Origin of the sequence: Sphingomonas suaedae (assembly GCF_007833215.1) — a bacterium.
Taxonomy (GTDB): domain Bacteria; phylum Pseudomonadota; class Alphaproteobacteria; order Sphingomonadales; family Sphingomonadaceae; genus Sphingomonas; species Sphingomonas suaedae.
The window spans coordinates 3,070,196-3,093,286 of sequence record NZ_CP042239.1; the positions used below are offsets into that span (position 1 = coordinate 3,070,196).

General features: G+C 65.1%; 27 protein-coding genes. 17 read left to right on the forward strand and 10 right to left on the reverse strand.

What is annotated here, in order from left to right; all coding sequences use genetic code 11:
* Positions 1–188 precede the first annotated feature (188 nt).
* The 4 genes from FPZ54_RS14490 to holA are packed head-to-tail and all read left to right on the forward strand — an operon-like array spanning position 189 to position 4,695.
* Positions 189–623: a DUF3576 domain-containing protein gene (locus FPZ54_RS14490; RefSeq protein ID WP_145848329.1), complete on the forward strand. Its 435-nt coding sequence runs from the start codon at positions 189–191 to the stop codon at positions 621–623.
* Positions 624–671: 48 nt separating this feature from the next.
* On the forward strand, positions 672–3,176 hold the full coding sequence (gene leuS / locus FPZ54_RS14495; RefSeq protein WP_239019594.1) for a leucine--tRNA ligase: 2,505 nt from the start codon (positions 672–674) through the stop codon (positions 3,174–3,176).
* Entirely contained in the window at positions 3,173–3,679 is a 507-nt protein-coding gene (lptE, locus tag FPZ54_RS14500; protein ID WP_145848333.1) for an LPS assembly lipoprotein LptE, read from the forward strand. The genes leuS and lptE overlap by 4 nt, the downstream gene beginning before the upstream one ends.
* Positions 3,676–4,695, forward strand: a complete 1,020-nt coding sequence (holA, locus tag FPZ54_RS14505) for a DNA polymerase III subunit delta (RefSeq protein ID WP_145848335.1) — start codon at positions 3,676–3,678, stop codon at positions 4,693–4,695. Before lptE ends, holA begins: the two co-directional genes overlap by 4 nt.
* 34 nt (positions 4,696–4,729) lie before the next feature.
* Here holA and FPZ54_RS14510 read toward each other — a convergent pair whose 3' ends face one another.
* From FPZ54_RS14510 to FPZ54_RS14535, 6 genes are read right to left on the reverse strand one after another with little or no spacing between them, the layout of a single operon-like run.
* Positions 4,730–5,668 (reverse strand): ParB/RepB/Spo0J family partition protein, encoded by a 939-nt coding sequence (locus FPZ54_RS14510; protein WP_145848338.1) that lies wholly within the window; start codon positions 5,666–5,668, stop codon positions 4,730–4,732.
* A complete protein-coding gene (locus FPZ54_RS14515; RefSeq protein WP_145848340.1) occupies positions 5,665–6,444 on the reverse strand; it encodes a ParA family protein in 780 nt (259 codons plus the stop codon). The genes FPZ54_RS14510 and FPZ54_RS14515 overlap by 4 nt, the downstream gene beginning before the upstream one ends.
* Positions 6,441–7,052: a 16S rRNA (guanine(527)-N(7))-methyltransferase RsmG gene (gene rsmG, locus FPZ54_RS14520; protein ID WP_145848342.1), complete on the reverse strand. Its 612-nt coding sequence runs from the start codon at positions 7,050–7,052 to the stop codon at positions 6,441–6,443. The genes FPZ54_RS14515 and rsmG overlap by 4 nt, the downstream gene beginning before the upstream one ends.
* Complete coding sequence (gene mnmG / locus FPZ54_RS14525; protein WP_145848343.1) at positions 7,049–8,884, reverse strand: tRNA uridine-5-carboxymethylaminomethyl(34) synthesis enzyme MnmG; 1,836 nt, start codon at positions 8,882–8,884, stop codon at positions 7,049–7,051. Before mnmG ends, rsmG begins: the two co-directional genes overlap by 4 nt.
* Before the next feature lie 55 nt (positions 8,885–8,939).
* A complete protein-coding gene (mnmE, locus tag FPZ54_RS14530; RefSeq protein WP_145848345.1) occupies positions 8,940–10,223 on the reverse strand; it encodes a tRNA uridine-5-carboxymethylaminomethyl(34) synthesis GTPase MnmE in 1,284 nt (427 codons plus the stop codon).
* Complete coding sequence (locus FPZ54_RS14535) at positions 10,220–10,465, reverse strand: DUF6489 family protein (RefSeq protein ID WP_145848347.1); 246 nt, start codon at positions 10,463–10,465, stop codon at positions 10,220–10,222. The genes mnmE and FPZ54_RS14535 overlap by 4 nt, the downstream gene beginning before the upstream one ends.
* Before the next feature lie 49 nt (positions 10,466–10,514).
* Here FPZ54_RS14535 and FPZ54_RS14540 point away from each other — a divergent pair, with 49 nt between their 5' ends.
* Together FPZ54_RS14540 and FPZ54_RS14545 are read left to right on the forward strand one after the other, a co-directional pair.
* The gene (locus tag FPZ54_RS14540) at positions 10,515–10,979 is read left to right on the forward strand and encodes a methylated-DNA--[protein]-cysteine S-methyltransferase (RefSeq protein WP_145848349.1); all 465 of its coding nucleotides are present in this window, start codon (positions 10,515–10,517) and stop codon (positions 10,977–10,979) included.
* A gap of 13 nt (positions 10,980–10,992) precedes the next feature.
* Positions 10,993–11,688, forward strand: a complete 696-nt coding sequence (locus FPZ54_RS14545) for a dienelactone hydrolase family protein (RefSeq protein ID WP_145848351.1) — start codon at positions 10,993–10,995, stop codon at positions 11,686–11,688.
* A 58-nt stretch (positions 11,689–11,746) separates the two neighbouring features.
* Here the strand turns inward: FPZ54_RS14545 and FPZ54_RS14550 are convergent, their stop codons facing one another.
* The 4 genes from FPZ54_RS14550 to hemE form a co-directional block, all read right to left on the reverse strand.
* Positions 11,747–12,424, reverse strand: coding sequence for a TerC family protein (locus FPZ54_RS14550; protein WP_145848353.1), 678 nt, complete (start codon positions 12,422–12,424; stop codon positions 11,747–11,749).
* A gap of 24 nt (positions 12,425–12,448) precedes the next feature.
* Positions 12,449–13,705, reverse strand: coding sequence for a transcription termination factor Rho (gene rho / locus FPZ54_RS14555; protein WP_145848355.1), 1,257 nt, complete (start codon positions 13,703–13,705; stop codon positions 12,449–12,451).
* A 440-nt stretch (positions 13,706–14,145) separates the two neighbouring features.
* On the reverse strand, positions 14,146–14,601 hold the full coding sequence (locus FPZ54_RS14560) for a CopD family protein (RefSeq protein ID WP_145848357.1): 456 nt from the start codon (positions 14,599–14,601) through the stop codon (positions 14,146–14,148).
* Positions 14,598–15,641 (reverse strand): uroporphyrinogen decarboxylase, encoded by a 1,044-nt coding sequence (gene hemE, locus FPZ54_RS14565; protein ID WP_277872291.1) that lies wholly within the window; start codon positions 15,639–15,641, stop codon positions 14,598–14,600. The genes FPZ54_RS14560 and hemE overlap by 4 nt, the downstream gene beginning before the upstream one ends.
* Positions 15,642–16,066: 425 nt before the next feature.
* Between hemE and FPZ54_RS14570 the strand changes: the two genes are divergently transcribed.
* The 11 genes from FPZ54_RS14570 (at position 16,067) to FPZ54_RS14620 (ending at position 22,965) form a co-directional block, all read left to right on the forward strand.
* Positions 16,067–16,888: a pyruvate, water dikinase regulatory protein gene (locus tag FPZ54_RS14570; protein WP_145848359.1), complete on the forward strand. Its 822-nt coding sequence runs from the start codon at positions 16,067–16,069 to the stop codon at positions 16,886–16,888.
* The gene (locus FPZ54_RS14575) at positions 16,885–17,472 is read left to right on the forward strand and encodes a Maf family protein (RefSeq protein WP_145848362.1); all 588 of its coding nucleotides are present in this window, start codon (positions 16,885–16,887) and stop codon (positions 17,470–17,472) included. The genes FPZ54_RS14570 and FPZ54_RS14575 overlap by 4 nt, the downstream gene beginning before the upstream one ends.
* Entirely contained in the window at positions 17,469–18,281 is an 813-nt protein-coding gene (locus FPZ54_RS14580) for a shikimate dehydrogenase family protein (protein WP_145848363.1), read from the forward strand. The genes FPZ54_RS14575 and FPZ54_RS14580 overlap by 4 nt, the downstream gene beginning before the upstream one ends.
* Before the next feature lie 109 nt (positions 18,282–18,390).
* Positions 18,391–18,987, forward strand: coding sequence for a dephospho-CoA kinase (gene coaE / locus FPZ54_RS14585; RefSeq protein ID WP_277872292.1), 597 nt, complete (start codon positions 18,391–18,393; stop codon positions 18,985–18,987).
* A gap of 7 nt (positions 18,988–18,994) precedes the next feature.
* Positions 18,995–19,687 carry a DNA polymerase III subunit epsilon gene (gene dnaQ / locus FPZ54_RS14590; protein ID WP_145848365.1) on the forward strand — a complete coding sequence of 231 codons (693 nt, stop codon included), beginning with the start codon at positions 18,995–18,997 and terminating at the stop codon, positions 19,685–19,687.
* 48 nt (positions 19,688–19,735) lie between these two features.
* The gene (hpf, locus tag FPZ54_RS14595; RefSeq protein WP_145848366.1) at positions 19,736–20,314 is read left to right on the forward strand and encodes a ribosome hibernation-promoting factor, HPF/YfiA family; all 579 of its coding nucleotides are present in this window, start codon (positions 19,736–19,738) and stop codon (positions 20,312–20,314) included.
* A 9-nt stretch (positions 20,315–20,323) separates the two neighbouring features.
* The gene (locus FPZ54_RS14600) at positions 20,324–20,794 is read left to right on the forward strand and encodes a PTS sugar transporter subunit IIA (protein ID WP_145848368.1); all 471 of its coding nucleotides are present in this window, start codon (positions 20,324–20,326) and stop codon (positions 20,792–20,794) included.
* On the forward strand, positions 20,778–21,257 hold the full coding sequence (locus FPZ54_RS14605; protein ID WP_145848370.1) for a PaaI family thioesterase: 480 nt from the start codon (positions 20,778–20,780) through the stop codon (positions 21,255–21,257). Before FPZ54_RS14600 ends, FPZ54_RS14605 begins: the two co-directional genes overlap by 17 nt.
* Entirely contained in the window at positions 21,254–21,595 is a 342-nt protein-coding gene (locus tag FPZ54_RS14610; protein WP_145848371.1) for a DUF1491 family protein, read from the forward strand. The genes FPZ54_RS14605 and FPZ54_RS14610 overlap by 4 nt, the downstream gene beginning before the upstream one ends.
* A gap of 162 nt (positions 21,596–21,757) precedes the next feature.
* Positions 21,758–22,399 (forward strand): cell wall hydrolase, encoded by a 642-nt coding sequence (locus FPZ54_RS14615; RefSeq protein WP_145848373.1) that lies wholly within the window; start codon positions 21,758–21,760, stop codon positions 22,397–22,399.
* A 50-nt stretch (positions 22,400–22,449) separates the two neighbouring features.
* Complete coding sequence (locus tag FPZ54_RS14620; RefSeq protein WP_145848375.1) at positions 22,450–22,965, forward strand: MmcB family DNA repair protein; 516 nt, start codon at positions 22,450–22,452, stop codon at positions 22,963–22,965.
* The last annotated feature ends 126 nt before the right edge of the window (positions 22,966–23,091 follow it).

Sequence of the window (23,091 nt, forward strand, 5' to 3'; positions counted from 1 at the left end):
GCGCCTACCATGATTCGGCCGCAATGTTCCACCGCCCGAATCCGATTTTGCCGGGGGTGTTGCACAAGGCGCACAGGGGCGCGCACAGGGGGGCGCACAGGAGGAGAACGGCGGCTTGCGCTTGCGGCGCGCGCGCCAGCATCTATAGATGCACTCCGCTTCATGAGATTTCCCATAGGAAGATGCCGATGAACCGCCAGTTGCGCACCGCGATCCTGGGCAGTGTCGCCCTCACCCTCGCCGCGTGCGGCGGAGGCGATCGCCCGCGCGCAGACCTTGCCGCGTCGAAAGTCACCACGATCGGGGTCAACGCCTATCTGTGGCGCGCGGCGCTCGACACGATTTCGTTCATGCCGATCGTCCAGACCGATTCGAATGGCGGCGTGATCGTCACCGATTGGTATGTGAACCCGAACCTCGCCACCGAGCGGATGAAGGTTACGGTGACCATCCTGGACCAGGATTTGCGCGCCGACGCACTGCGCGTGACCGCGCTGCGCCAGGTGAACCAGGGCGGCCAATGGGTCGATTCGCCGGTCGAGGCGGCAACGGTGCAGAAGCTGGAGGACATCATCCTCACCCGCGCCCGCGACCTGCGCCGCGCCGCCATCGCCGGAGACTGAATTGGTGGCGGGCGCGGTCCCGCCGCCTAGCTGAATGAAGGAATGCCCGTGTCGCGGTTCAACGCGCTGAAAGCCGATTCGGCGTGGCAGAAGCTGTGGGAAGAGCGCCGCACCTTCGCTGCGGACGATCATTCGCCCAAGCCCAAATCCTATGTGCTTGAGATGTTTCCCTATCCGTCGGGGCGCATCCATATGGGGCACGTCCGCAACTATACGATGGGCGACGTTCTGACGCGCTATCGGCGGATGAAGGGCATGGAAGTGCTCCACCCGATGGGCTGGGACGCGTTCGGGATGCCCGCCGAAAATGCGGCGATGGAGAAGAAGGTCCATCCCGGCGGCTGGACCCGCGACAATATCGCGACGATGCGCGCGCAGCTGAAGCGCCTCGGCCTCGCCATCGACTGGAGCCGCGAACTCGCGACGTGCGAGCCGGACTATTACGGGCACGAACAGGCGCTGTTCCTCGATCTGTTCGCGAACGGCCTGGTTTATCGCAAGGAATCGACGGTCAACTGGGACCCGGTCGACATGACCGTGCTCGCCAATGAGCAGGTGATCGACGGGCGCGGCTGGCGATCAGGGGCGCTGGTCGAGAAGAAGAAGCTCAACCAGTGGTTCCTCAAGATCACCGACTTCGCCGACGAGCTGCTCGATGGACTCGAAAGCCTCGACAAATGGCCCGACAAGGTTCGGCTGATGCAGGAAAACTGGATCGGCAAGTCGCAGGGCATGCAGTTCCGGTTCGCGCTCAGCGACGGCGGAAGCGTCGAGGTGTTCACGACACGCCCCGACACGATTTTCGGGTCGAGTTTCGTGGCGATCGCGGCGGATCACCCGATCGCGCAGGCGCTGGCCGCGAAGGATCCGGCGGCGGCGGACTTCATCGCGCAGTGCAAGCTCGGCGGGACCACCGCAGCGGAGATCGAGACGCAGGAGAAGCTGGGCTTCGACACCGGCATCCGCGCGGCGCATCCCTTTGATTCCGCATGGGAATTGCCGGTCTATATCGCGAATTTCGTGCTGATGGACTATGGCACCGGCGCGGTGTTCGGGGTGCCGGCGCATGACCAGCGCGATTTCGAATTCGCGACCAAATATGGCCTGCCGATCCGCCGGGTCGTCTCCGATGGCGAAAAAACCCAAAGCGAATATTTCGAGGAAGAAAGCTTCACCGGCCCCGGAACGCTCGTCAACTCTCACTTCCTGAATGGCATGGATGTCGCCGACGCGAAGCGTGAGGTGATCCGCCGCGCCGAATCCGAAGGATGGGGCAAGGGAACGACGGTGTGGCGGCTGCGCGATTGGGGCGTGTCGCGCCAGCGTTATTGGGGCACGCCGATCCCGATCGTGCATTGCGAGATTTGCGGCGCGGTGCCGGTGCCCAAGAAGCAGCTGCCGGTGGTGCTGCCCGAGGATGTCAGCTTCGATATCCCCGGCAACCCCCTCGACCGGCATCCGACGTGGAAGCATGTCGATTGTCCGCAATGCGGCAAGCCCGCGCGGCGCGAGACCGATACGCTCGACACCTTCGTCGATTCGAGCTGGTATTTCATCCGCTTCGCCAGCCAGCCGGGCGACAAGCCGTTCGACCGCGCAGTGGCCGAACAATGGCTGCCGGTGAATCAATATATCGGCGGGGTCGAACATGCGATCCTGCACCTGCTCTATGCCCGTTTCTGGACGCGCGCGCTCAAGCGAATCGGAATGATCGACATCGCCGAGCCGTTCGAGGGGCTGTTTACCCAGGGCATGGTGACGCACGAGACCTACAAGGCGAGCGACGGCCGCTGGCTGTCGCCGGGCGAGGTGGTGCGCAAGAACGACGTTCTGATCGAAGCGGAAGGCGGCGGCCCGGTCACCGTCGGGCGCATCGAGAAGATGTCCAAGTCCAAGAAGAACACGGTCGATCCCGAACCGATCGTGGACCAATATGGCGCGGACGCGGTGCGCTGGTTCGTGCTGTCAGATTCGCCGCCCGAGCGCGATCTGGAGTGGACCGAGAACGGCATCGAAGGTGCCTGGCGCTTCGTCCAGCGCCTGTGGCGGCTGTTCGACGGGCTGCAGGCATGGGAGGGCGAGGACAAGGGCCTCGACCGCGTGCTGCACCAGACCATTGCGGGCGTCGCTGCGGATATCGAGGGGCTGCAGTTCAACAAGGCGGTCGCCAAGCTCTATGCGCTGGTGAACGCACTCGAAAAGGCTCTACCCAGCGCGTCGCGTGCCCATGCGATCCGCACCGCGATCCTGATCGCCGCACCGATGGTGCCGCATCTCGCCGAGGAAGCCTGGGCCGCGATGGGAAGTGACGGCCTGATCGCCGATGCCGCATGGCCGGCGGTCGACCCGGCGCTGCTGGTCGATGACGAGGTCACGATCGCGATCCAGGTCAACGGCAAGCTGCGCGACACCGTCAAGGCCGCCAAGGGTGCCGACAAGGGCGATCTCGAAACGATGGCCTTGGCAAATCCCGCCGTGCAGCGCATTCTGGAGGGTGCAACTCCGAAAAAGGTCATCGTGGTGCCCGACCGGCTGGTGAATATCGTCGCATGAAGCGCGCAACGCTCCTGATCGTAATCGCCGCGCTCGGCCCCGTTCTTTCGGGCTGCGGGCTGCGGCCGCTCTATGGCGGGGGTGTCGGCGGGCCGGTGCAGACAATGCTGTCCGGCGTGGAAGTCGCGCCGATCGAGGGCGAGGCGGGCTGGCTGGTCTCCAACGCCGTGCGCGACCGGATCGAAGCGACGCGCAGTGGCGCGCGCACCTATCGGCTGGAGATCAAGCTGGACGACCGGATCGAAGGCTTGGGCGTGCGCAGCGACGATGTCGTGACGCGCGAGCGCCGCACCTTGCGCGCGCGCTATCAGCTGATCGATCTCGCCACCGGGCAAACGGTGCTGGATGCTACGGCGGGGTCCGACGCCGGCATCGACGTTGCGGGGTCGGAATATGCGACGATCGCAGCCGAGAAGAGCGCGCTCGAACGCCTGTCGGGCATCGTCGCTGATCAGATCGTCGCGCGGCTCGCCCGTTACGCGCGCACCTCCGCGAACCAGTGAAGGCAAACGAGGCACAAATCCGCTCGCGGCTGGACAAGCCGGGGGCGGATATCCGGCTGTTCCTGCTGTACGGACCCGATGAAGCGGGCGCCAACGACCTGGCGGCGCGGCTGGGCCGGGCGATGGGGAATGACGCCGAGCGGGTCGACATCGACGGCAGCGACCTGAAAGACGATGCCGGTTTGCTTGCCGGGGAGGCCGCGTCGCTGTCGCTATTCGGAGGCGCACGTTATATTCGCGTGACGGGAATCGACGATAGCGGCACCGATGCGGTGCGAATACTGGTCGAGGCCGAGACGGCCGGAAATCCGGTGGTCGCGGTGGGCGGCGCGCTCAAGGGGACTGGACGGCTGCTCAAGCTCGCGCTCGCCGCGCCCAATGTGATGGCACATGCCTGTTACGTTCCCGATGCGCGGACCGCCGGGCAGCTGGCGACCGGGATCGCGCGCGAACACGGGCTTCGGCTGGTGGGTGGGGCGGCGGACCGCCTTGCCGCCATGTCCGGAGGCGATCGCGCCGTGCTGGCCCGCGAGATCGAGAAATTGTCGCTGTATCTAGATGCCGCCCCCGACCGGCCGCGCGAGGCGGGGATCGAGGCGCTCGACGCAATCGGCGCGGATCTGGGCGAAGCCGAGATGTCGGGCGCAATCGACGCGGTGGTCGGCGGCCGTCCGGCCGAAATCGGTGTCGAGTTGGCTCGGCTAGATGCGGCTGGCGTCTCGACCATCCCGTTGCTGCGCGGGCTGGTCCGGCGCCTGATGGCGCTGTCCGAGATGCGCGCCGATATCGATCATGGGATGAGCCCTGGCGAAGTGGTCAAGAAGCACCGCGTCTTTTTCAAGGAAGAAGCCGCGACGGTCCGCGCGTTACAACGCTGGAACAGCCCGATGCTGGCGCGTGCCGTAGAACGCGCGCGCGAGGCGGAACGGGCGATGACGCGTGGCGGAGGAAATGCGGGCCAGGTGCTCGCCGATCATGAGCTGGCGGTACTGGCGCGGGGTGCGGCGCGAGGGTGACGCCCCTTGGTTTCCATCCAACCGTTTCAGATAGTTAGATTTTTTCCCCCGTAAGGCGCTGGCATATCATATCCAGCTGATCCAGCGTCGAATAGGTCAGCGTCAGCGCCCCGCCCTTTTCGCCAAAGCTGATCTTGACGTTCAGCCCCAGCACATCGCCAAGCTGGCGTTCCAGCGCGGCGATATCGGCGTTGCTGGCGCCGCCGACCTTGTCCCCGCCCTTCCCCGCAGTGCGCGGCTTGGCTTCGCGGGCGAGTTTTTCGGTGTCGCGGACCGAAAGGTCGCGTTCCACGACGATCCTGGCGAGCTTTTCGGGGTCCGGCGCGCCGATCAGCGCGCGGGCATGGCCCATGGTCAGTCCGCCTTCGACCACGCGCTGACGCACGCTTTGCGGCAGGTCGAGCAGGCGGATCAAATTGGCGATATGGCTGCGCGACTTGTGAACGATCTTCGCCAGCGCCTCCTGGCTGTGGCCGAAATCGTTGATCAGCTTCGAATAGGCCTCCGCCTCTTCGATCGCGTTGAGATCCTCGCGCTGTATATTCTCCACGATCGCGATTTCGAGCGTCTGCGCCTCGTCGAGGTCGCGGACGATCACGGGCACCTCGTGCAGCCGCGCGCGCTGAGCCGCGCGCCAGCGGCGCTCGCCGGCAACGATCTGATAGTCCTTGCCATGCGGCCGCACGACGATGGGCTGGATCAGCCCGCGCATCGCGATCGATTTGGCGAGTTCCTCCAGTGCGTCTTCGTCGAAATGACGGCGCGGCTGTTCGGGATGCGGGGCAAGCGAGCTGACCGGAAGCATCCGCACGCCCATCGACGGTTCGGTGCCAGGGCGGACCGGTTCCTCGCGCTCGGCGTCGCCAAGCAACGCGCTAAGGCCCCGGCCAAGGCCGGGGCGGGTCTTGCGCGTGCTGAGCGCGGGGGAGGAGGCAGCGGGCGTGGCGGTCCCTTGGGGCGTCTCTTCGGTCATGCGGCCTTCTTCAGTTTGGGCAGACGATCGATCACTTCGCGCGCAAGGGCGATATAGGCTTCGGATCCCGCGCAGCGATAATCGTAGATCAACGCAGGAAGGCCGTGGCTCGGCGCCTCGGACAAACGGACATTTCGGGGTATGACGGTGTCGAATACCACTTTGCCAAGTACCGCACGAACATCGTCGGCGACCTGGTCGGTCAGGCGATTGCGGCGGTCGTACATGGTAAGGACCACGCCGAGAATCGACAGACCGGGGTTGAAGCGTCCGCGAATCCGCTCGACGGTGGTGAGCAACTGGCTGAGCCCCTCCAGCGCGAAGAATTCACACTGGAGGGGCACGAGTAGCGCATCGGATGCGACCATGGCGTTGATCGTCAGCAGGCCCAGGGAGGGCGGGCAATCCATCAGCACCACGTCCCATCGGGCTTCGCTTCGGTCGATGGCAGTGGACAAGCGATGGGTACGCGCCTCGAACTCGATCAGTTCGATCTCCGCGCCCGAAAGGTCGACCGTAGCGGGCACGATATCGAGGCCCGGAACGCGCGTCGGCACCGCGACGTCCTCAAGGCTCGTCTCACCGATCAGCAAATCATAGGTCGAACGCTCGCGTTCGGCGCGGCCGATGCCGAGGCCCGTCGAACAATTGCCCTGCGGATCAAGGTCCAGCAACAACACCCGCTGGCCAGTCGCCGCCAAGGCGGTTCCCACATTGATCGCGGTCGTGGTCTTCCCCACGCCGCCCTTCTGATTCGCAATGGCGATGCAGATCATCGGGGACGTACCTCTTTCGCGATAACGATGAGCGAGTCCGGTGCGGTCACGCTCGGTTCCACGTGGAACGAACCTTGCCACCATAGCCTCGCATCTTCCACCTCCGATTGGGCATTTCTTCCCTTGGGGAGCACCCAGATTGTGGACGAGTCCGTGCGGTGCGCCGCGATGCGGAACAAGCTATCGAGCGAGGCGACCGCACGAGCGGTAACAATCGCCGCATACCCTTCTGTGCGCTCGACCTTGGCGGTTCGGACAATGACGTTGTTGAGCCCTAGCTCTGCCGAAGCTGCTTCAAGAAATGCGGTACGTAGTTTGCGCGGCTCCACCAACTCGACAGGGTCATCGCGCAGTATCGCGAGGACGAGGCCTGGTAGTCCCGCACCGCTGCCGATATCGAGCCACACACCCCCTGCTCCGTCGATATGGTCGAGCAGCTGCGCCGAATCGACGATATGGCGCGCCCAAATCTGATTGAGTGTCGAGGGAGCGACTAGATTCTGCCGGGGAGCCTCCTGCCGCACCAAATCGACAAATTTTGCCAGGCGCGTTTCACGTGAAACATCGTGGCGGGCACGAATCCAATCGCGCGCGTCATCTTCCGTCATGCTGCGCGTTTCACATGGAGTAGAATCACTGTGAGCGCAGCCGGCGTGATGCCGCGAATGCGCGCCGCCTCGCCTAATGTCACGGGGCGTGCCGCGTCCAACCGCTCGACCATCTCATTCGACAGGCCCGGTATCGTACTGTAATCGAGCGTGACGGGGATGGGGGTGGTATCGGCGCGGCCCAACGCCGCCTGTTCCTGCGCCTGACGCTCCAGATAAGGGGCATAACGCGCGTCTTCGACCAATTCGGCGAGCAGGTCGGGGTCGGCACCAGCAAGATCGACGCTGAGATGATCAGTGGTGACGCCGGGGAAGCGCAACCATTCAAAGGCAGAGCGTCGCGCACCGTCCTGAGACACCGGTGCGCCAGCCTGACCCAGCATATGCGCGGTACGCTGTACGGAGAAGCGGGCGTACAGTCTCTCTCGTTCCGCTCGCCGCGCTTCAATAAAGCGTTGGCGCTCCCGCCCGATACACCCGGCCTCCAGTCCCAGCGTTCCGAGGCGGGTCTGGGCGTTGTCGGCGCGCAACTTTAGCCGATGCTCGGCGCGCGCTGTCAGCATCCGATAGGGCTCGGTAACCCCTTGAAGCGTCAGATCGTCGATCATCACCCCGATATAGCTGAGGTCCCGAGCAAAGACGGTCGGCGCGCGCCCCAGTATCGCCCCAGCGGCGTTGATCCCGGCGACCAGCCCTTGCGCCGCCGCCTCCTCATAGCCGGTAGTGCCGTTGATCTGGCCCGCACAATATAAGCCGGGCAGGTCCCGACTCTCAAGACCATGCGACAGCGAGCGCGGATCGACATGGTCATATTCGACCGCATAGCCCGGGGTAACGATCGCCGCGCGCGCGAGGCCGGGAATCGAGCGGACCATCGCCGCCTGAACATCGATCGGGAGCGAGGTGGAAAGACCGTTGGGGTAGACAAGATGGGTATCCAGCCCCTCCGGCTCCAGGAATATCTGATGCCCGTCACGGTCGCCAAAACGGTAGATCTTGTCCTCGATCGACGGACAATAGCGCGGCCCACCCGCTTCGATTGCGCCACTGAACAGGGGAGACCGGTCGAGACCACCCCGAATGATCTCATGCGTGTCGAGGGTGGTGCGAGTGATTGCGCAGGCGAGCTGGGGCAGGCGGGGACCACGCGTCATCGGAGACATACGCCAGCTGTCGGTGTCGGAAGGCTGTTCCTCCAGCGCGGCCCAATCAATCGTGCGACCATCGAGACGGGGCGGGGTCCCCGTCTTGAGCCGCGTGATCGGCAGCCCGCACTCGCGCAACTGTACGCCCAGCGCGGTCGCAGAGCGCTCACCCACCCTGCCCCCCGTTTCGCGCTCTTCTCCGCGATAGATGCGACCGCCTAGAAAGGTACCAGTGGCGAGGATCACCGCGCCTGCATGAAGCGGCTCGCCACCGGCGCGGCGAATGCCGATGATCCGCCCGCCCTCGATCAGCAGTGCCGCCGCTTCGCCAGCTACCACCTCAAGCCCGTCTTGCGCCGCGAGCATCGTCTGGATCGCGCGCGCATAAAGGATGCGATCGGCCTGGACGCGAGGACCCTGGACGGCCGGCCCCTTGGAGCGGTTGAGCAACCGGTAGTGGATACCCGCGGCATCAGCGGCTCGGCCGATCAGCCCATCGAGCGCATCGACCTCGCGAACAAGGTGCCCCTTGCCGAGACCGCCAATCGCCGGGTTGCAGGACATGGCGCCGAGCAACGCTGGGTCAAACGTGACCAATGCGGTCCGCGCGCCGCACCGGGCAGCCGCAGCTGCCGCTTCGGTACCGGCATGGCCGCCCCCGATCACGATCACGTCGAATGTCCGCATGTCGCGGCATTAGCGGCGCCAGCGGATGAGGTCAAAACCGTTCCACGTGAAACACTCATTTGCCGATGCAGAATCGCCCGAACAAGGTGTCGAGCATCGCCTCGACATCTGCGGTGCCCGTGATTCGATCGAACGCGCGTAGCGAACGCCGCAGTTCCTCTGCGACCAGAAGCGGATCGGCCATCCCGGATGCGTCCCGCAGCGCCTGTGCCGCTTCCGCGGCGAGGTTGCGTTGACGTTGGTTGAACGGAACCACATCTGCCGCAGGAAGCAGGTTGGCGGCGCGCGCCGCGATTTCGTCCCATAACTCGGCGATACCCTCTCCGGTCGTCGCGGATAGCGAGAGCCGTCCAGGAGCGGATCCCCCTCGCCCGGCCGCGTCGCAGCGTGGATGAAGTGCAAGATAGTCGGTATTCGGCGGTGGTGCGTCGTCAAGCCACAGCACAATGTCGGCATCCGCAATAGCGGCCTGCGCGCGCGAGATACCGATCTCTTCCACCATATCCCTCGGCGCCGCGCGCAGCCCGGCGGTATCGGTCAGCAGATAGGCGACACCCTCGCGCATGACCGGCACTTCGATCCGGTCTCGGGTCGTGCCGGCCAGCGGCGAGACAATCGCCGCCTCTCGCTGTGTCAATGCATTGAGCAAGGTCGACTTACCCGCGTTCGGCGGTCCGGCAAGGACCACGCGAACCCCGTCTCGCATTCGCTCGACGCCTGGCTGGTGAATGGTCGCGAGGATCTCCGCTTCTAGCGCCGCCGCACCACCCACCACGTCTTTCAGCGCATCGCTTTGCGCGACGACATCGTCTTCGTCGCCATGATCGAGCATCGCCTCCACCGTCGCCGACAGCGAAAGCGCACGACCGGCCCATCGCTCGACCAGAACGCGAATGCCGCCCTCCGCACTCCGCAGGGCAGCGCGACGCTGTGCCTCGGTCTCCGCGGCGAGCAGGTCGCTCAGCCCTTCCGCCTCCGTCAGGTCGATTCGCCCGTTGATGAGCGCACGACGGGTGAACTCGCCCGCCTCCGCAGGTCGAAGGCACGGAAAAGTTGCAAGCGCTGCCTCAACCGCGCGTACGACCGCGCGGCCGCCATGCAGATGCAACTCCGCGAGATCCTCTCCCGTCGCTGTCGCGGGACCGGGAAAGATCAGCACGAGCGCATGATCGAGTTGCGTGTCGCCATGGCTGAGCCTCCGCAGCGATGCCCGGCGCGGTGACGGCAACGTTCCGGCCAGCGCCGCGACCGCATCAAACGCGCCAGGTCCGGAAATTCGGATGATCGCTATACCGGCGGGCGGCTGCCCGCTCGACAGCGCGAAGATGGTGTCGCTCACTCGGACCCGCGCGTCGCCTTGCCACCCATGTCGAACATGCCGCGCCAGAAATTCATCCCGGCCTCGCCCATCGGCATCCAACTCTTCATCATCCCTTCAACCATTTCGGGACTGACCCCGCCCTTGTCGATCGAATCGAGCAGCATCTGGATATAGCGGTCATGCACCGGGGTGAAATCTGGCAGCCCCATTGCGCGGCGCATCTCTTCGGGGGTGCAGTCCACCTCGACATTGATCTTCATCACTCTTCTCCGCTTGAGCAGGGAGCATCCCCTGCCCTACGCTCACCCCATGTATGCGCGCGACCATGCCCAGATCGCAACGCCCATCGGCCCGATCCGGATCGAGGGCGATGAAATCCATGTGCTGCGCGTGGCGATCGGTTCCGACGGTCCAGACAATGCCGGAACCACAGGGCCGGTTCGAGCGGCCGCCGACCAGCTTCTGGCCTATTTCACCGGCGATCGGAAAGCGTTCGACCTGCCGCTTCCGCCGATCGACTCTGCGCGTGGCCGTGTGTTGCGGGACGGGTTGTTCGCAATCCCCTACGGCGAAACCATGAGCTATGGCGCGCTCGCCCGCGAACTCGGCTCGGGAGCACGCGCCATCGGCCAATTATGCGCACGCAATCCGCTACCGATCATCGTCCCCTGCCACCGCGTGCTCGCGGCGGGCGGAACGCTCGGCGCCTATTCGGCCGGGGACGGACCCGCCACCAAAGAATGGCTGCTCGAGCATGAGCGTCGTTACCGATGACCAAGGAGAAGATATGATGACAAGGCTCCAGATTGAGACGCTGGACGGAAGCGGGACCTTTAGCGCCTATCGCGCCGACCCCAGCGGCACGCCGCGCGGTGCGATTGTCGTGATCCAGGAGATATTCGGCGTGAACGAGGGGATTCGCCGCAAATGCGATCATTTCGCGTCGCTCGGCTATCTCGCTTTGGCCCCCGACCTGTTCTGGAGGCTGGAGCCGGGCATCGAGCTCGACCCCGATGTCGAGGCGGAGTTCAAACAGGCGCTCGACTGGATGGGCAAGTTCGACCAGGACAAGGGAGTCGCCGATATCGAGGCGACGATCCGGGCGGCACGGGAAGCAAGCGGCGGCAAGGTTGGCGTTACTGGCTACTGCCTGGGCGGTCGCCTTGCCTATATGACCGCAGCGCGCACCGATGCCGATGCCAGCGTCGGCTATTATGCCGTCGGCATCGACGGATTGCTGGGCGAGAAACACGCCATTGCCCGGCCGCTGATGCTCCACATCGCCGGTGATGACGGATTCGTCCCCGCCCCGGTCCAGGCCAAGATGCATGAGGGGCTCGACGATCATCCCAAGGTGACTTTGCACGACTATCCGGGCGAAGATCACGGCTTTGCGACCGAGATGGGAAAGCGGCGTTCGGATGCCGCTGCGCGACTGGCCGACAGCCGGACCGAAGCCTTCTTTGCCGAACATATCGGCTGATATAAAAAGGGCGGCGTCCTTGCGGATGCCGCCCCATTTCTAGTTCTGGATCAATGCCTTAGACGAAGAGCTGGAGCAGCCCCACATCCTGGTCGGTGATGCCGGTATAAATCATTGATCCGGCAACATAGAGGATCACCAGCAGGCCGATCCACGCGATCCAGCGATAGCGTTCGATATATTTGGCGATGATGTTCGCCGCGACGCCCATCAATGCGACGGCGATCACCAGCCCGACCATCAGGATGCCCGGATGCTCGCGCGCTGCGCCCGCGACCGCCAGGACATTGTCGAGGCTCATCGACACATCCGCCAAGGCCACCGCCCAGGCGGCCCCGGCGAAGCTCTTGGCGGGCTTGAGGCCGGAATGTTCGTCACCCACGATTTCGGGCGAACCCGCGCTCTCCCCGGCATGGCCGATCTCGCGGTACATTTTCCACGCGACCCACAGCAGCAGCACACCGCCCGCAAAGATCAGCCCGACGATCGCCATCAATTGGGTCACCACCAGTGCGAAGGCGATGCGCATCACCAGCGCGGCGATGATGCCGATCAGGATCACCTTCTTGCGCTGATCGGCTGGAAGACCCGCAGCCAGCGCGCCGATCACGATCGCATTGTCGCCTGCAAGGACGATGTCGATCAGGATCACTTGACCGAAGGCGAGCCAGGCCGATGCGTTGCCCGCGAACAGACCCGCAAAGTCGTTGACGATATGGCCCCAGATTTCACTCATATCCAGCTAAACCCCTGTCTTGGCTTACGAGTTCATCGAGTCGAAGAAATTCTCGTTGGTCTTCGAATCCTTCATCTTGTCGAGCAGGAATTCCATCGCGTCGGTCGTGCCCATCTGCATGAGGATGCGGCGCAGCACCCACATTTTCGACAGCGTCGCCTTGTCGAGCAACAACTCTTCCTTGCGCGTGCCCGACTTGCCGACATCAAGCGCGGGGAAGATGCGCTTGTCGGCAACCTTGCGGTCGAGGACGATCTCGGAGTTGCCGGTGCCCTTGAACTCTTCGAAGATGACTTCGTCCATGCGGCTGCCGGTATCGATCAGCGCGGTGGCGATGATCGAGAGCGAGCCGCCTTCCTCGATATTGCGCGCGGCGCCGAAGAAGCGCTTCGGACGCTGGAGCGCATTGGCGTCGACACCGCCGGTCAGCACCTTGCCCGAGCTGGGCACGACGGTGTTGTAGGCGCGGCCGAGGCGGGTGATCGAGTCGAGCAGGATGACGACATCCTTCTTGTGCTCGACCAGGCGCTTGGCCTTTTCGATCACCATTTCGGCGACCTGGACGTGGCGCGTGGCGGGTTCGTCGAAGGTCGAGCTGACCACCTCGCCCTTCACGCTGCGCTGCATGTCGGTGACTTCCTCGGGCCGCTCGTCGATCAGCAGGACGAGCAGGAACACCTCGGGATGGTTGTCGGTGATCGCCTTGGCGATGTTCTGCAGCATCACCGTCTTGCCGACGCGGGGCGGCGCGACGATCAGGGTGCGCTGTCCCTTGCCCTGCGGCGAGACGATGTCGATGACGCGCGCCGATTTGTCCTTCTGGGTCGGATCGGCCGGGTCGAGGGTCAGCTTCTCGTCGGGATAGAGCGGCGTCAGATTGTCGAAATTGACGCGATGGCGGACCGCTTCGGGGTCGTCGAAATTGACGCTGACCAGCTTGGTCAGCGCGAAATAGCGTTCGCCGTCCTTGGGCGCGCGGATCTCGCCTTCGACCGTATCGCCGGTACGCAGACCGAATTTGCGGACCTGGTTGGGCGAGACATAGATGTCGTCGGGGCCGGCGAGATAGTTGGCCTGGGGGCTGCGCAGGAAGCCGAAGCCGTCCTGGAGCACTTCGATCGTGCCCTCGCCCATGATCAGCTCGCCATTTTCGGCCTGGGCCTTGAGGATGGCGAACATCAGGTCCTGCTTGCGCAGCGTGGATGCGCTCTCGACGCCGAGTTCCTCGGCCATCGTCACCAGTTCGGCGGGCGCGGTTTTCTTGAGATCTTTGAGATGCATGGGGGAGTCCGTCTGGCGATCGCTTTGGAGGATTCCGGGCGTTGGAACGCGGCGATGGCTTGAGGAAAAGGAAGGATGCCGGTGCCACTGGACAGCGACACGACAGCAGCGGATTAAAATTGGGTCGGTGGCAAGTCAACCCATCTGGCTGACATCAGCCTGACAGACTGACAGAAACACACGGGTTTGCGGCGGACGGGACGGGTTTGCGACCGGTTGCGGCCCGGAACGCGACACCAACGCGACAGCCGGGCGACATCGAGTCACCTCCAGCGCGACACGGACGCGACACCGACAGGCCGCTTTGCGACGGTTATCGACCGCGAAGCGACGCTGTCGCGCCGTCGAATGACAGGATTCAACCGGTCAAAGAGCGGCATCCGGGGATGCGCCCTGAGGACAACAAGAAAAGTCCAACATTACAAGCAGGGTGCGCGCACTCAGAAGGGGCGCACCACCGCGAGGATGACGATCAGCGCCACGAAGATCGCCGGGACCTCGTTGGCGAGCCGTAGCTGCTTCGAGCTGAGCGATCCCTGCCCCGCCGACAGCTTCTTCGAATAGGCGACGGCCCAGCCGTGATAGCCCGACAGCAGCAGGACCAGCAGCAGCTTGGCATGCAGCCAGCCGAGACCCGAACCGCCCTCGAACAGGCCGAGGTTGATCGCCAGTGCAATGCCGAGCACCCAGACGATGACGAGCGACGGGGTGAGGATCACGCGGCGCAGCTTGGCCTCGCGCTCCGCCCAGGCCTTTGCTTGCGCCGCATCGCCGAGCGATTCCTGATGATGCACCAGATAGCGCGGAAGGATGAACAGCCCGGCCATCCAGAAGATCACGAAGATAACGTGGGCGGCCTTCACCCACAGCCAGGCGAAGCTCAGAAATCCGGTCATGCTGCTGGTGTCCCCCGAACGATCGCGATCAGCTGCTCGACATGGGCAATCGGCGTATCCTGTTGAATGCCGTGCCCGAGATTGAAGATATGGGGCCGATCGCGCAGCGCATCAACCACGCGGGTCGCGGCGGTCCGCAATTCATCCCCCCCGGCGATCAGCGCGAGCGGGTCGAGATTGCCCTGAACCGGCATCCCTGCGGGGAGTTCGCGATGCGCCCAGGCGGGATCGACGGTTTCGTCCAGGCCGATCGCATCGACCCCGGTTTCACGGGCATAGGCGGCGAGCTTGCCGCCCGCACCCTTGGGGAATCCGATGATCCTGGCCTGGGGGCAGCGGGCGCGCAACCCGGCAACGATCGCAGCATTGGGGGCGATGACCCAGCGTTCGAACTGTGAAGGGCTGAGCGATCCGGCCCAACTGTCGAACAGCTGTACCGCCTCCACCCCCGCTTCGATCTGTTTCGCGAGATAGTCGATCGTCATGGCGACGATCGCGTCGATGATCGCCTGGAATGCCGCCGGGTCGCCATAGGCCATGCGGCGCGTCTCGCTCTGGTCGCGGCTGCCCTGCCCCGCGACCATATAGGTCGCGTTGGTCCAGGGACTGCCTGCAAAGCCCAGAAACGTCACCTGGGGCGACAAGGCGGCGGCGACGCGGGACACGGTGCCATAGACCGGGTCGAGCCGCTCAGGCGCCGCGGTGAGGCTTTCCAGCGCATGATCGACCAGCCTGGGGGCGAGGCGCGGCCCCTCGCCTGCCTCGAACCACAGATCCTGACCGAGCGCATGAGGGACGACGAGAATGTCGGAGAACAGGATCGCGCCGTCGAAGCCGAAGCGACGGATCGGCTGAAGCGTGACCTCCGCTGCGGCCTCGCTGTCGCTGACCAGTTCGAGGAAGCCGCCCTTTTCCGCCCGCAGCGCGCGATATTCGGGGAGGTACCGGCCCGCCTGACGCATCAGCCACATCGGCGGGGCATCGACACGTTCCCCCGCGAGCACGCGAAGCAAAGGCTTGGGATTCAGCTCGGGAGTCACAGGGCCGCTCGTCTCTCAACAATATAAGAAATAGAATCTAAGAAGGATGTAGATGTGTGTTGGTGCGTGGATGCCGGGGCTTAGGCGTTCGTCCCCGATCTGCCAACAGATTGACGGATGGGAGTCGCGGGATTCCACGGGGAGTCGGATCGGCCGTCCCCATTATCCACAGGCTGTGCGGGGTTTCGGGCTGCTGTGGAAGGGGGTGTGGACGGAGCGTCCGGAGCGTGGACGGACTCCACCGCTTGGCGGGGGTGGCGGGTTGCGCTAGCGATTTCCCCCATGTTTTCCACAGATCCATGCGCATGGGGGAATTCAGCTCCGCTGAATGGCGGCACCAGCCCGCTCCCCCACCCCGCCACCCTTAGAGTACTGGCGTTGGGTGGCCAGATGGGGGAGCGGGCCGGTGCCTGGAGCGAAGACACATGAAATTGCACCTGCACCTCCTGTCCGACTCCACCGGCGAGACGCTGGAGAATATCGCCAAGGCGGCGCTGGCGCAGTTCGACGATGTCGAGGTGCTGCGTCATTTCTGGCCGATGGTGCGCAGCGAGACGCATCTCGAGCGGATTCTGGCCGAGATCGCGCAGAATCCGGGGCTGGTGATCTTCACATTGGTGAATCCGGAGATCCGTCGCCAGTTGGAGACGCGGTGCCGCGCGATCGGCCTGCCCGCGGTGGCGCCGCTCGATCCGGTGAACCATGCGCTGTCCAATTTGCTGGGGCAGGAGATGAAGGCGCGGCCGGGGCGGCAGCATATGCTCGACGCCGCCTATTTCGCGCGCGTGGACGCGATCCAGTTCACCATCGCGCATGACGATGGCGTCAATTGGGAGAATTGGGAGGAGGCGGAGATCGTGCTGGCCGGGGTGTCGCGCACGTCGAAGACCCCGACGTCGATCTACCTCGCCAATCGCGGGTACAAGGTCGCGAACATCCCGATCGTGCCGCAATCGCCGCCGCCCGACCTGCTGTATCGCCTGAAGAACCCGATGGTGGTCGGACTGACCACCAGTCCGGAGCGGCTGATCCAGGTGCGGCGCAACCGGCTGCTCGCGCTCAACCAGCAGGACGAGACCAGCTATGTCGAGCAGGACGCGGTGCAGAAGGAGGTCGCCTATGCGCGGCGGATGTTCGCCGACAATGGCTGGCCGGTGATCGACGTGACGCGCCGGTCGATCGAGGAGACTGCGGCGGCGATCATCACGCTGTGCAACGAGCGCGCGACGGCGGCACGGCAGCCATGATCGTTCTCGCTTCGACCAGCGCGTCGCGTCGCGCTATGTTGACCGCCGCCGGGGTGCCGCACGAAGCACTGGCGGCCAATGTCGATGAGGAGGCGGTCAAGGCGGCGCTGGGTGACGTCGCGCCGCGCGACCTGGCCGATGCGCTGGCCGAGATGAAGGCGGTCAAGGTCAGCCAGCGGGTGCCGGGAACCCTGGTGCTGGGCGGGGATTCGGTGGTGGGACTCGAGGACGGGACGCTGCTCGACAAGCCGGTCGACCGCGCCGACGCGCAGAGGCATCTGAAGCTGCTGTCGGGCAAGCGCCACGATCTCTACAGCGCCGCGGTGATCGCCGAGAACGGCAGCGCGGTGTGGCGGCATGTCGATCGCGCGCGGTTGTGGGTGCGACCGCTGTCGGATGCCTTCATCGCCGAGTATCTCGACATGGAATGGCCCGCGATTTCCGGCTGCGTCGGCTGTTACCGGGTCGAGGGACCGGGGGTGCAATTGTTCAGCCGGATCGAGGGCAGCCACTACACGATCCTGGGGATGCCGCTGCTCAACATCCTCGATTATCTGCGGACCAGAGGCCAATTGACGTCATGACCACCCCGTTTGCCGAAGTGATCGGCGATCCGATTGCCCAGTCCAAATCGCCGCTGATCCATGGATTCTGGATCGAGAAACTGGGTCTCGACGCGCGCTATGCCAAGACGTTGGTGACGGCGGAGGGGCTGAGCGACTTTTTCGCCGCCCGGCGTGACGATCCCGACTGGCGCGGGTGCAACATTACCGCCCCGCACAAGGTGGCGGCGCTCGACCATGTTCCCGATCCCGGCGGGGTGCGGGAGTCGATCGGCGCGATCAACACCGTGTTTCGCGGTGAGGACGGGGCGCTGATCGGGACCAACACCGATGCGGCCGGATTCTATGCTCCGATCGCCGAGTTCGACCTGGAGGGCGCGCCGGTGGCAGTCGTGGGTGCGGGCGGCGCGGCGCGCGCGGTGCTGTTCGCGCTGGCGCGGGCCGGGGTGGAGCGGGTGACGATCCTCAACCGATCGCCGCTCAAGGCGATGGGATTGCTTGCGACCTTTGGACTCAAGGGCGACGCGGTGCCGCTCGATTCGCCGGTGCCGCCCGTGGCGCTGCTGGTCAATGCGAGTTCGCTGGGGATGGTGGGACATCCGCCGCTCGATCTCGATCTCTCCGGTCTGCCTGATGACGCTCTGGTCTATGACGCGGTCTATGCGCCGTTGGAGACCGGGCTGCTCGCGGCGGCGCGGGCGCGCGAGCTGGAGACCGTCGACGGGCTCGAGATGCTGATCGGACAGGCGGCGCTGGCGTTCGAGCTGTTCTTCGGCAACGCAGCGCCGCGTGAACATGATGCCGAGCTGCGCGCGCTGTTGACGGCATGAGCAAGGATGCTCTCGATCCCCTGCGCAGACAGGGGTCCAGCGTGATAGAGCGAATCGCCTGCGGCTCCGGGCGCCTGCCTGCGCGGGAGCATATCAGGGGGCGACGGCCTTGACGATCGTCCTCGGCCTTACCGGATCGATCGGCATGGGGAAGTCGACCGTCGCGGCGATGTTCGCCGATGCAGGCGTGCCGGTGTTCGACGCCGATGCGGAGGTCCACCGGCTGCAAGGGCCGGGCGGGGCGCTGGTCGCGCACATCGAGGCGGCGTTTCCCGATACGACGACCGAATTGGGGGTCGATCGCACGCTGCTGGGCGAGGCGGTGTTCGGTAATCCCGATGCCTTCAAGCGGCTGGAGGCGATCGTCCACCCCGCCGTCGCCCATGCGCGCAACCAGTTTCTTGCGGCCAATGCCGACAAGCCGCTGGTGCTGCTCGACATACCCTTGCTGTTCGAGGCGGGCGGATGGCGCCAGGTCGACAAGATCGTCGTCGTCTCTGCTCCAGCTGAGGTTCAACGGGCGCGGGTGCTGGCGCGCCCGGGAATGACGGCGGAGCGGTTCGAGGCGATCCGCGCACGGCAGATGCCCGATGCGGAGAAGCGTGCCCGCGCCGATTTCGTCATCTCGACCGCCGGCTCGAAAGAGGAGACGCGCGCCGAAGTTGCGGCGGTCATCGCTTGCCTCACGCCCGAAACGGGAGGATAAGAAGGCCATGCGCGAAATCGTGTTCGACACCGAAACGACCGGCCTGAGCTTCAGCGCCGGGCACCGGCTGGTGGAGATCGGCTGTGTCGAGCTGATCAACCGCGTGCCGACCGGACGGCATTTCCATCGCTATCTCTGTCCCGACCGCGACATGCCGGTCGAGGCGTTCGCCGTGCACGGCCTGTCCGAGGCGTTCCTGGCCGACAAGCCGCGCTTTCACGATGTATGCGACGAGCTGATCGACTTTCTGGGCGATAGTCCGCTGATCGCGCACAATGCGATGTTCGACTTCGGCTTTCTGAACGGCGAGCTGGGCACGTGCGGGCGGGCGATCCTGTCGCTCGATCGGATGGTCGATACGCTGCAGATCGCGCGGGCGCGGCACCCGGGCGCCAAGCATACGCTCGACGCATTGTGCGTGCGCTATGGCATCGACCTGTCGGCGCGCGAGCTGCACGGCGCGCTGCTGGACGCGCAATTGCTGGCGCAGGTGTTCATCGAATTGACCGGCGGGCGTCAGATCGCACTCGGGCTGGCGGTGGAGGAAGCGGCGGGGCCGGAACGGATCGAATTCGGCGTCGCGAAGACCAATCTGCGCCCGGCGCGTGTTTTTGTGCCGAGCGACGAGGAACTGGCCCGCCATTCGGCGTTTATGGCCGGGTTCGAGGACGCATTATGGGGCGCTCCGGCCACCGGTTGACGGTGTCTGGACGCGTTCCTAGGTGCTCCTCTTGTTTAGGAGGACGATATGGATATCCGGGTTTCAGGTCATCAGGTGGACACGGGCGATGCACTCAGGCAGCACGTGAGCGACCGGCTCCAGGGTATCGCCGACAAATATTTCTCCCGCGCGATTTCGGCCAACGTCACCTTTGGCAAGGGCCCGCACGATTATGGCTTCACCTGCGATATCGTCGCGCATGTGATGCAGGGGCTGGTGCTCAAGGGATCGCATTCCGCACAGGAAGCGCATCTTGCCTTTGACGGGTCGGCCGACAAGATCGAGAAGCAGCTGCGCCGCTATATGCGCCGCCTGAAGGACCGCAACAACGGCCAGGCCCAGGCGGCAATGGAAGCGATGTTCGACGCGGGCTACACCGTGTTCCAGACCGAGGCGGATGAGGAAGAAGCGGTCGATGCTCCGCCGATCATCGCCGAGACCCGGGTCGATGTGCCCGACGCCAGCGTTTCGGACGCGGTGATGATGCTGGACCTGCGCAACACCAACGCGCTGCTGTTCAAGAACAGCGGCACCGGCACCTACAACATGGTCTATCGCCGCATGGACGGCACGATCGGATGGGTCGAACCCAACCGGGCGGCCTGACGGCGGATCATGTTGGACCTGAGTGATCTGATAACGCCCGAGGCGGTGGTCTCGGGCGTGAGTGCGGGCAGCAAGAAGAAACTCTTTGCGCTGCTCGCCGATGTCGCGGGGCGGGCCTATGGCCTCGATCCCGCGCATGTCGTGGCCCAGATCGGCGCACGCGAAAAGCTGGGATCGACCGGTTTTGGCGGTGGGATCGCGATTCCGCACGGCAAGATCGACGGGCTGGAGTCGGTGCGCGGCATCGTCTGTCGCCTCGACAAGCCGATGGATTTCGGTGCGGTGGACGATTCGCCCGTCGATCTGGTGTTCATGCTTCTCTCCCCCCGGACGGCGGGTGCCGCGCATCTTAAGGCATTGGCGCGCGTCTCGCGGCGGCTGCGCGACCGGGCGTTCACCGCGAAGCTGCGCGGTGCGGGGTCGGCGGATGCGATCTATGCATTGCTGACCGAAGCGGAAACGCATGACGCCGCCGCCTGACGCGACCGGCGGGGCGGTGGGGGCGGAGGCGCATTATCGCGCGCTCGAATCGCTCTACGCCGCCGCGCCGATCAATCAGCTGTTCGAATCGCGTCTGGAAATTCCGGAGCCGGGCCATGCCCGGATCCGGTTTACGATCGACGCGCGGCATTTCCATGCCGGCGGGGCCGCGCACGGCACCAGCTATTTCAAGATGCTCGACGATGCGGCCTTTTATGCCGCGAACAGTCTGGTGACGGACCGGTTCCTGCTGACCACGGCGTTCAACCTGTTGTTCACAAAACCGCTCGGGCCCGGGCCGGTGGTGGCGGAAGGCCGCTGGGTAAGCGGGCAGCGGCGGGTGTTCGTCGCGGAGGCGCGGCTGATCGACGCATCGGGCGAGGAGGCGGCGCGCGGCACCGGCACCTTCATGAAATCGCGGATCCCGCTGGCCGGATTGCCCGGCTATCGCGCTGCGCCGTGACGCCGCGGCTTGCCAGCGGGCTGATCGTCAATGCGCTGATCCGCCGCGTCAATGCCGAGGGCGGGAGCGCGATGGTGCTCGCACGGGGCGATGCGGAGGCCGGGGCGATCCTGATCCTCGCGACGGAACGCGGGGGAAATCCGCGCTTTTTCGAGCGTGGAATCGGCCCGGAAGGCATACCCGCTCTGGTGCGCAGCGGCCCGCTGCAGCCCGAGGACCCGGGTGAAGTCGTCGACTATTGGCAGCGCCGTCGCAGCCGCGATCCCGATCTATGGGTGGTCGAACTGGACATCGCTGAAGCGGAACGGTTCGCCGCTGAAACGACCATTAGCGGTTGACGAGTCGTTTCGGCGGCGTCAAAGGCGCGCGCACATTAACAGCGTTGTGCCGTCGGGGTGTGAGACCGCCGGTTACGCAGTCGGGGGGCAAGCCCGATCGGCCCAAGCATCAGTGCAAGGGAAGGGCCGGATCGCGCACCAACCGCATAATATCGAAGTTGAATGACCTTCTCGATCCGTGCTGCGATTATCGCAGCAACGACCCTTGCCATTGCCGCAGGCATTGGCGCGACCGCTCCCGGCGTTGCCGGTGAGGCCGAAACGACCCCGGTCGCAGCCATCAACGAAGCGGAACCCGAACAGGTTCCCACGATGGCCGAATCGCTCGCCGCTCTCGAGGAAGATGCGGCAGACGCCCAGACTCCCGACACGACCGACGAGTCGGAAGCGACCTATCAGTCGCTCGCCGCCGCTGTCGCCGCGCAGCCCGCGATTGCCGAGGATGCCGAACTCAACTGCCTCGCCATCGGCGTCTATTATGAGTCCAAGGGCGAACCGCTTGAAGGCCAGCTCGCCGTCGCCGAGGTGATCCTCAACCGCGTGCGCTCGGGCCGCTTTCCTTCGACGGTGTGTGGCGTGCTGACCCAGCGCGGCCAGTTCTCCTTCGTCCGGGGTGGCCGTCTCGTTCAGCCGTCGGTCAGTGCGCGCGCGTGGAAGACCGCGCTCGCAGTGGCGCAGGTCGCGCGCGACGACGCCTGGGACAGCCGCGTGTCGAATGCGCTGTTTTTTCATGCCCGCTATGTCTCGCCCGGCTGGCGCCGTGCGCGCGTAGGCAGCGTCGGCAACCACATCTTCTATCGCTGAGCGCGCGTTCGGGCTTTCGCCCGTTCGTGAAATGTTCTAAAGGGCCGGGAATGGTTTCATCGCCTTCCCCGGCCCTTTCCGTTGCGGACGATGTCGATATCGACGCGCCGCTGATCGCCGCCGACGTCACCCGTGGCGTGTGCCGCATGTTGTTGCGCCACGATTGCGTCGCGATGGCGGAAGTGCCGCTGGGCGATGGGCGGCGGGCGGACCTGATGGCGCTCAATCAGCGCGGCGAGATCGTGCTGGTCGAGGTGAAAGTCTCGCGCGCCGATCTGCTGGGCGACGGCAAATGGACCGACTATCTCCAACATTGCGACCGCTATTTCTGGGCGGTCCCGGCCGGGTTCGACCTGTCGCCGCTCGAACGCCCCGATTTCCTGCCCGAACGCGCAGGGGTGATCGTCGCGGATCGCTATGACGCGGCGATCGTGCGCGAGGCGCGCACCGTGCCGCTCGCCAGCGCCACGCGGCGCAAATGCACGCTCGCCTTTGCCCGCCGCGCCGCGCGGCGGGTCATCACGCTGACCGACCCCGATGCGGATGGGCTTGGCTGGAGCGGCTGAGCGTTAGACCCTGGAGCGCTAACCGGTTGAGCTGAATCATTACCCGGCGGAGGCCGGGGTCCGGTATCGACGAATACGAGGCTTCATCCCGTCCCTGACGCCGTTCGCAACTGGGCCCCGGCCTGG

Bases quoted from the DNA above. Each gene is read 5' to 3' on its own strand.
- FPZ54_RS14550 (WP_145848353.1), bottom strand. From the start codon at position 12,424: ATGAGTGAAATCTGGGGCCATATCGTCAACGACTTTGCGGGTCTGTTC.
- FPZ54_RS14535 (WP_145848347.1), bottom strand. From the start codon at position 10,465: ATGAAGATCAATGTCGAGGTGGACTGCACCCCCGAAGAGATGCGCCGC.
- FPZ54_RS14545 (WP_145848351.1), top strand. From the start codon at position 10,993: ATGATGACAAGGCTCCAGATTGAGACGCTGGACGGAAGCGGGACCTTT.
- mnmG (WP_145848343.1), bottom strand. From the start codon at position 8,884: ATGCGGACATTCGACGTGATCGTGATCGGGGGCGGCCATGCCGGTACC.
- rsmG (WP_145848342.1), bottom strand. From the start codon at position 7,052: ATGACGGAAGATGACGCGCGCGATTGGATTCGTGCCCGCCACGATGTT.
- FPZ54_RS14490 (WP_145848329.1), top strand. From the start codon at position 189: ATGAACCGCCAGTTGCGCACCGCGATCCTGGGCAGTGTCGCCCTCACC.
- FPZ54_RS14540 (WP_145848349.1), top strand. From the start codon at position 10,515: ATGTATGCGCGCGACCATGCCCAGATCGCAACGCCCATCGGCCCGATC.
- rho (WP_145848355.1), bottom strand. From the start codon at position 13,705: ATGCATCTCAAAGATCTCAAGAAAACCGCGCCCGCCGAACTGGTGACG.
- FPZ54_RS14620 (WP_145848375.1), top strand. From the start codon at position 22,450: ATGGTTTCATCGCCTTCCCCGGCCCTTTCCGTTGCGGACGATGTCGAT.
- FPZ54_RS14580 (WP_145848363.1), top strand. From the start codon at position 17,469: ATGACCACCCCGTTTGCCGAAGTGATCGGCGATCCGATTGCCCAGTCC.
- FPZ54_RS14510 (WP_145848338.1), bottom strand. From the start codon at position 5,668: ATGACCGAAGAGACGCCCCAAGGGACCGCCACGCCCGCTGCCTCCTCC.
- FPZ54_RS14615 (WP_145848373.1), top strand. From the start codon at position 21,758: ATGACCTTCTCGATCCGTGCTGCGATTATCGCAGCAACGACCCTTGCC.
- FPZ54_RS14560 (WP_145848357.1), bottom strand. From the start codon at position 14,601: ATGACCGGATTTCTGAGCTTCGCCTGGCTGTGGGTGAAGGCCGCCCAC.
- FPZ54_RS14575 (WP_145848362.1), top strand. From the start codon at position 16,885: ATGATCGTTCTCGCTTCGACCAGCGCGTCGCGTCGCGCTATGTTGACC.
- FPZ54_RS14570 (WP_145848359.1), top strand. From the start codon at position 16,067: ATGAAATTGCACCTGCACCTCCTGTCCGACTCCACCGGCGAGACGCTG.
- FPZ54_RS14605 (WP_145848370.1), top strand. From the start codon at position 20,778: ATGACGCCGCCGCCTGACGCGACCGGCGGGGCGGTGGGGGCGGAGGCG.
- dnaQ (WP_145848365.1), top strand. From the start codon at position 18,995: ATGCGCGAAATCGTGTTCGACACCGAAACGACCGGCCTGAGCTTCAGC.
- hpf (WP_145848366.1), top strand. From the start codon at position 19,736: ATGGATATCCGGGTTTCAGGTCATCAGGTGGACACGGGCGATGCACTC.
- lptE (WP_145848333.1), top strand. From the start codon at position 3,173: ATGAAGCGCGCAACGCTCCTGATCGTAATCGCCGCGCTCGGCCCCGTT.
- FPZ54_RS14515 (WP_145848340.1), bottom strand. From the start codon at position 6,444: ATGATCTGCATCGCCATTGCGAATCAGAAGGGCGGCGTGGGGAAGACC.
- FPZ54_RS14600 (WP_145848368.1), top strand. From the start codon at position 20,324: ATGTTGGACCTGAGTGATCTGATAACGCCCGAGGCGGTGGTCTCGGGC.